We start from the raw sequence: 6,185 nt of genomic DNA, 5'->3' as shown, positions 1-6,185 counted from the left end.
TGCCGCACTGCAATGTTCGGATCGGTTGATCGCCGAACTGGCCGACGCCGATGCGATCGTGCTGTCCACACCGATGCACAACTTCACGCTGCCGTCAGTGCTGAAAGCCTGGATCGACCATGTCGTGCGCCCTCGACTGAGTAGTCTGATCAAACCCGCCAGTCGTTCTGCTCCAAAGCCGCCACCGGCGCCGACGTGTCGATTGGCCTACGCTGCGCGTTGGAGTTAGCACCGATCCGATACCCGGGAGGCTGGTTCTCGATCAAAGCTGGCGTTCGGCGCGGCTTGTAGCGACGACAGCATTGGCGTGCTCAGCGATCGCCACCCCATTTAAGGTAGAACTGAGTTCGGTGACAATGCCGTATGAAGTTCAGAATCGGCCCAAACGGGGTGCACCTTTTTGATCGTCTGACAGGCCTGAATGTCCTACTAGACGCGTTACGCCCGGAAGAGGCGGTTTGGTCGAAGTCCCCCCGCCAGGTATCCATTGCACTAACCAATGTTTGCGACCTTCACTGCGCGTACTGCTACGCTCCGAAGCACAAGGCGTCACTGCATACGGACCAAGTGCTCGGCTGGTTGAAGGAACTGGATACTGAGGGGTGCCTCGGCATTGGATTTGGCGGCGGCGAGCCTACGCTGCATCCTGCCTTCGTCGACATATGCAAACGGGCTGCGGGAGAGACTCAGCTCGCGGTCACATTCACGACTCATGGTCATCGCCTGACGCCACAGCTGGTCGAGAGCCTCAAGGGCTCGATCCACTTCGCACGCATTAGCGTTGACGGAGTAGGTCGCACCTATGAAGAACAGCGCGGCAAGCAGTTTGCGAGCCTGCTCCGAGGCATGGAGTCTATTGCGACCTTGTCGCACTTTGGGATCAACGTAGTGGTCAACGGTCGCACGGTTGCAGAACTTGACGCGATGAGCGAGCTCGCGCAAAAGGTTGGAGCTAGCGAATTGCTGTTGCTTCCTCAGCAAGCAACCAAAGCGGTCGCAAACATGGATGGAGTGGTCGGCCGAGCACTTCACGACTGGGTCTCCCACTACAGAGGCAAGGTTCGCCTTGCAGTCAGTGAGGCAGGTGCGTCAGGACTGCCTACGTGCGACCCGTTGCCTGATGAGCGGGGCCTTCAGGCTTATGCGCACATAGACGCGTCCGGCATACTGCGCGCGAATTCTTACTCGCCCGCCGGCGCAAAGATTGACGACGCCGGCGTTCTGTCGACGCTTAAGCGACTCAGAAGTGCCTCAGAGATCAGAGGAGAGAAGCAATCATGAAAATTTGGAACGGATACGGGTCTGAGCACTCGATGAACCTGGTTCTCATCGGAAGGTTCAAGCGCGCGCGAGACGCAGAGAAGGTAGAGAAGAATATTGACAAGCTCAGCACTCAGGCTTCGAGAGATGACAGCCAGTCCTTCCACTTTGGTGAGCCTGAGGATCAGAAATTTTCAGACGACATGCTCTCGTTGCTGCGTAGCTTGAACCTCAACATCTTAGGACCTTCTGATCTCGGCCAGTTAGTATCTGACTATCACCTCAACCGCGAAGGCGATCAAATCACGGTCACGACTGACGAGTCTGAAGTGTCCGCGTTCGTGAAGCTCTTCATCGAGGCTGGAGCGAAGGTCGAAGTCTTTTCGGCGCACGACTACCCCTCCGATGCCGACGATGCCAGCTGACAGAGAAAGCGCCGATGCCTGAAGCAAATTGGGATGTATTCAGCGAGTTGCCCGGAGCCGCAGACGAAAACTTTGAGAAGCTTTGCCGCTCTTTGGTGCGCCGACACTACGGGCGCTTCGGTCGCTTTAAGCAACTCGCAAACCAGCCAGGCGTAGAGTTTCATCTTCAGCTGACGGAGTCTTGTGATCTCGGAGCGCCGCCACGCTGGTTTGGTTGGCAATGCAAATGGTATGAGCTGGCGAACGGACAAGACTTGGGAGCGACGCGCCGCAACAAGATCATCGAGGGCATGGAGAAGACGCGCAAGCATGTCCCAAGTGTAACCGATTGGAAGCTTTGGACGCGCCACACACTGACAAAGGGAGACCAAGAGTGGTTCTTCGCGCTTGAGAAAGACCGCTTCCCCGAGTTGAAGTTGGAGCTGCTGACGGCAACTGATATCGAAGACCTCTTGGTTGGACCGGGAGCGCTACTTCGAGAAACCTATTTCGGCGAGCTCGTTCTGACGCCTGCGCTACTTGCTGAGCAGCACAGGCTCGCTGCGGCTCCGTTCAAGCGACGATACCAGCCGGAAGTTCACGTTGTTGTTGGGGCAGAAGAGAAGATACTCAGGTGTCTGGGTGGCCAGGGCGCGTGGGAATCACTGGAGAAACTCTCACGTGCCCTTACAACGAATTGCGCGGACATTGCTTCGCTGACAGGGCAACTCAAAACTGAGATCAAGACCGGAGTCGACTCGCTCTTGGCTCGAGCTACCGGATTGGCTGACCTGCTCGACAGCCTGCACGCAGCGCTCGGTAAGGGCGACTTCGATGCTGTACAGCAAATGCTAGCCTCCAATCCGTCGCTGCCGGTGCGCTACGACCGACTCCTCTCGAAGCTGCGTGGGGCGCGTTCGGATGGAGCTCCGTTGGCCGCGAATCTGGTCGCGGACACTCACGCAGTTTCGTCGGTGCTGCGCAGTCTGGAGAAGTCGATCGACGTTCGAGCCGTGGCCGTGCTTGCAGCTGCGGGCGAAGGAAAGTCCGAGCTTGCCGTCAAGGTGACGCAAGCGGACGGAGAATTCCCCGGAGGTGTCTTGCTGCTGGGCAAGAATCTTCATGCAGGCCAGGGGCTTGACGATCTCGTGTCTGCATTCAAGATTTCTGGCAGGCCGGCGGAGAGCTTCGACCGGCTGGTTGAGGCCGTAGATGCGGCGGGTCAGCGCGCGGGCAAGCGCATCCCTATCGTGATTGACGGTCTAAATGAGGCGGAAGACCCGAGAAATTGGAGGGATGAGCTCTCCCGAGCGAATGAGCTTCTTAAGTACTTTCCGTACGTCCTGCTGGTTGTCACTCTGCGCAATGAGTTCGCGCAGATGTGTCTGCCCGAGGAGTTTCCTCAAGTTGAGCACAACGGGTTCCAGGAAGACCCGCAGACGGCCATCGACAAGTACTTTGAGTACTACAAGATCGACGCCACTGACGCGGATCTGCCAATTGAGTTCTTGCAGCACCCGTTGACGCTGAGAATCTTCTGTGAGGTGGTGAACCATCGACGCCAGCACTCTGTCGGGGTGGAGGCGCTGCCTAGTTCGCTTGCAAGCCTGTTCGAAGCGCACTTCAACAAGGTTGCCGAACGAGTTGCAGAGCTTTCTCCGACGGCGCATCGCATCTATCAGGATGAAGTGCAAGATGCGCTGCGGACGATCGCAGGTCTCCTCTGGGAGGACAACGCGAGAAACGTGGACTTCCAAGCTGCACGGCGTGCAGTTCGAGACACGGGCAGTTGGGACGCCAGCGTCATTCGCGCACTGGAGTCCGAAGGCGTCCTCGTTCGAACGACTTCTGAGGAAGGCGGCCAAGGAATCGCGTTTTCATACGACCTGATGGCCGGACATATGATGGCGCGCCACCTGCTTGCTAGGCCGGACTTGGCGCAGTGGCTGCAAAGCGATGAAGGACGCGCGTACTTCCAATTCCGTGAGCCTGGGTCGCATACCTTCGCCTTTGACGTGTTCCGGGCTCTTGTTGGCCTTTATCCGCAACGCCTTGGCAGACGCCAGCTTTGGCAAGACTTGTCGGATGAGAGCATCGTCTTGAACGCTCTGCTGTTGACAGCGCAATGCGACCCAAGCCATATCGGGCGGGAAACGGTAGAACGGTACGCCTGCGCAATGCAGGAGTCGAAGCAGTTCGCACAGATTGCCTTCAAGAGACTCCGAAGTACCAGGGCGGCGCGAGCGCACCCGTTTGACATGGACTTCTTGCACAGCGTGCTCTTGGTTATGCCCAATACGCAGCGCGATCTATTCTGGTCTGAGTGGGTTCGCGAGAGGTCTGAGGAAATTGAAGACGACTTCAAGTTCCTGTCGTCCAGATGGAAATCGGGCGACCTAGACGAGCGAGAAATTCGGCGGACGCGCTGGGTTATGTGGACGTTGACGTCAACGTCCAGAAGGCTGCGCGACGTGGCCACCAAGATCCTGTACGAATTCGCCACCAAGCGGCCTGCAGAGTTCTTCCGGCTGGCAGTGGAGGCAATTGCCGTTTCAGACCCATACGTCCCTGAGCGGATGTTCGCCGCAGCCTACGGAGCGGCGCTGACCACCTGGTCGGATATTAATGCTGTGGAGATGCGTGAGGCACTGCCTAAAGTTGCTCGTGAGATTTATCAAGCGATGTTCGCACCTGGCGCGACGCATCCTACATGGCATGCCCTATATCAGCAGTACTGTCTGGGAACCATTGCCATCGCAAGGATGGTTGATCCGGCTTGCTTGCCTGAGGACGAGGCAGCTCACCTCCTTCCACCGTTTAGTCATCTGCCTAGTCCCTTTGAGAACATGCCGAAGTACGACACGGCGATGATCGAACGTGCGAAGCGTGCGGCGATTCGAATGGACTTCGGCAACTACACGATCGGAAGACTGATTCCAGATCGTTCGAACTACGACTTCGATAACCCCGAGTATCAGCGGGTACTGCCGGCAATCGTTTCGCGAATGCTGGTGCTTGGCTATGACCCCGAGCAGTTCGAAGCTGTTGACCGGCAAATGAACTCCGGCCCTCGTGTGGGAGGTGACAAGCACAAGGTCGACCGATACGGGAAGAAGTACGGCTGGATCGCTTACTTCGAGATGTGGGGTGTCCGGTACGCAAAGGGTCTCCTTGCCGAGGAGCCCAGCGCCCGCCCCTCAGATGCGGACATCGACCCGACGTTCCCACTCGATGCCGTGAGCATCGACCTGCAGCTCCCAGACTTGTTCAGCGGTCAGCCAACGGGTATCGGCGATTGGGTGGTGAGAGGTCCGCAACCAGACTACCGCGGCGTCCTCGAGATCGCGGAGGTTGATGGCCTGACGGGGCCGTGGATCGTACTTGATGGGTTCCTCGAACAAAACGGTCCCGCTGATGACCGACAGGTCTTCACTTTCCTCCGAGGTGTACTCGTGGACAACGGAGACATCGAACGCCTGTGCACGTTGTTCACTGGTCTTGAATACCCCGGCAATTACGCCATTCCGGAGGAGCCAAGCTACTACTACACCTATGCGGGTGAGATGCCTTTCTCCTCGACTCCGGGAATGCCGGTCGCTAATGAGCGAGAGGACGACCGCGCCGAATACATGGTGTCCGCTGATAGACGGTCAAACAATGGCGTCACGGTCGACATCCCGGTGCAGAAGTACAACTGGGAGAGCTACCACAGTGTGGTTAACCAGAGCAGCGGTGCGAGCCTGCCCTCTAAACGGCTCTGTGAGGCTTTGAGTCTCAGGTACCGCGCCAACAAATGGGACTTGCACGATACTTCAGGCGTCGCATCCCTGTATCGCGAAATCGGCGAGTATGGCTCGCAGATCAATGGCTCTTTCAGCTATCTGCGTCGTGACCTTCTTGACAGCTACTTGACGCAGTCCGGCAAGTCGCTGGTGTGGCTTATGTGGGGAGAGCGTGGCGTCCATCACCGGTCAGCCGAGGCGAGCAACCTGCATGAGTACTATGCGAACCACCAGCATATTCACAAGCGTACTCACGTCTATAAGTGTCAGTGGTTCGGATGAACATTGTCGCGCCGACTTTTGCGCGCGCGTTTTGTAGCGAATCGAGGTGACGGCGTTCCAGCCTGTGCGTCTCGCATGGGTCTGTGCGGTCGTGCTGCGCAGCCATGCTTCGGTGCGAGCCGAAGCGTGGCGATGCGCGCGCGGCGACGATGGCGGCCTGCCCAACTCGTAGTTCACGCAATGTCCAACGCCCCCGCAGCGCCCTCCGATCGCCGCGTCATCCTGCTCATTCTCTGCCTGGCCGTGCTCATCGCCCAGGTGGATACCTCGGTCGTGAACCTCGCGGTGCTTGCGATTGGCGTCGGCTTGCACGCGCCGCTGCCCGCGCTGCAATGGGTGGTGGACGGCTACAACCTGAGCTATGCCGCGCTGCTGATGACCGGCGGCACCCTGGCCGATCTGCTCGGGCGGCGGCGCGTGCTGATGGCCGGCGCGGCGGTGTTCGTGCTGGGTTCCT

5 protein-coding genes are annotated in these 6,185 nt (G+C 58.3%); all 5 read left to right on the top strand.

What is annotated here, in order from left to right:
* Positions 1-229: NAD(P)H-dependent oxidoreductase (locus AC2VLV_RS03440; RefSeq protein ID WP_486988642.1), on the top strand; the 229-nt coding region annotated here is incomplete at its 5' end.
* A gap of 134 nt (positions 230-363) precedes the next feature.
* Positions 364-1,281 (top strand): radical SAM protein, encoded by a 918-nt coding sequence (locus AC2VLV_RS03435; protein ID WP_486988641.1) that lies wholly within the window; start codon positions 364-366, stop codon positions 1,279-1,281.
* Between the two features lie 32 nt (positions 1,282-1,313).
* Positions 1,314-1,685 carry a DUF6375 family protein gene (locus AC2VLV_RS03430; RefSeq protein ID WP_486988640.1) on the top strand — a complete coding sequence of 124 codons (372 nt, stop codon included), beginning with the start codon at positions 1,314-1,316 and terminating at the stop codon, positions 1,683-1,685.
* A gap of 14 nt (positions 1,686-1,699) precedes the next feature.
* Entirely contained in the window at positions 1,700-5,728 is a 4,029-nt protein-coding gene (locus AC2VLV_RS03425; protein ID WP_486988639.1) for an NACHT domain-containing protein, read from the top strand.
* 180 nt (positions 5,729-5,908) lie between these two features.
* Positions 5,909-6,185, top strand: a 277-nt coding sequence (locus AC2VLV_RS03420; protein ID WP_486988638.1) for an MFS transporter, incomplete at its 3' end; no start/stop codon positions are given.

It is taken from the genome of Thiomonas sp. TH-17, from assembly GCF_057473305.1.
Note: the sequence above shows the minus strand (reverse complement) of the source record. Positions and strands in the feature narration are given on the sequence as shown.

Bases quoted from the DNA above. Each gene is read 5' to 3' on its own strand.
- AC2VLV_RS03435 (WP_486988641.1), top strand. From the start codon at position 364: ATGAAGTTCAGAATCGGCCCAAACGGGGTGCACCTTTTTGATCGTCTG.
- AC2VLV_RS03430 (WP_486988640.1), top strand. From the start codon at position 1,314: ATGAACCTGGTTCTCATCGGAAGGTTCAAGCGCGCGCGAGACGCAGAG.
- AC2VLV_RS03425 (WP_486988639.1), top strand. From the start codon at position 1,700: ATGCCTGAAGCAAATTGGGATGTATTCAGCGAGTTGCCCGGAGCCGCA.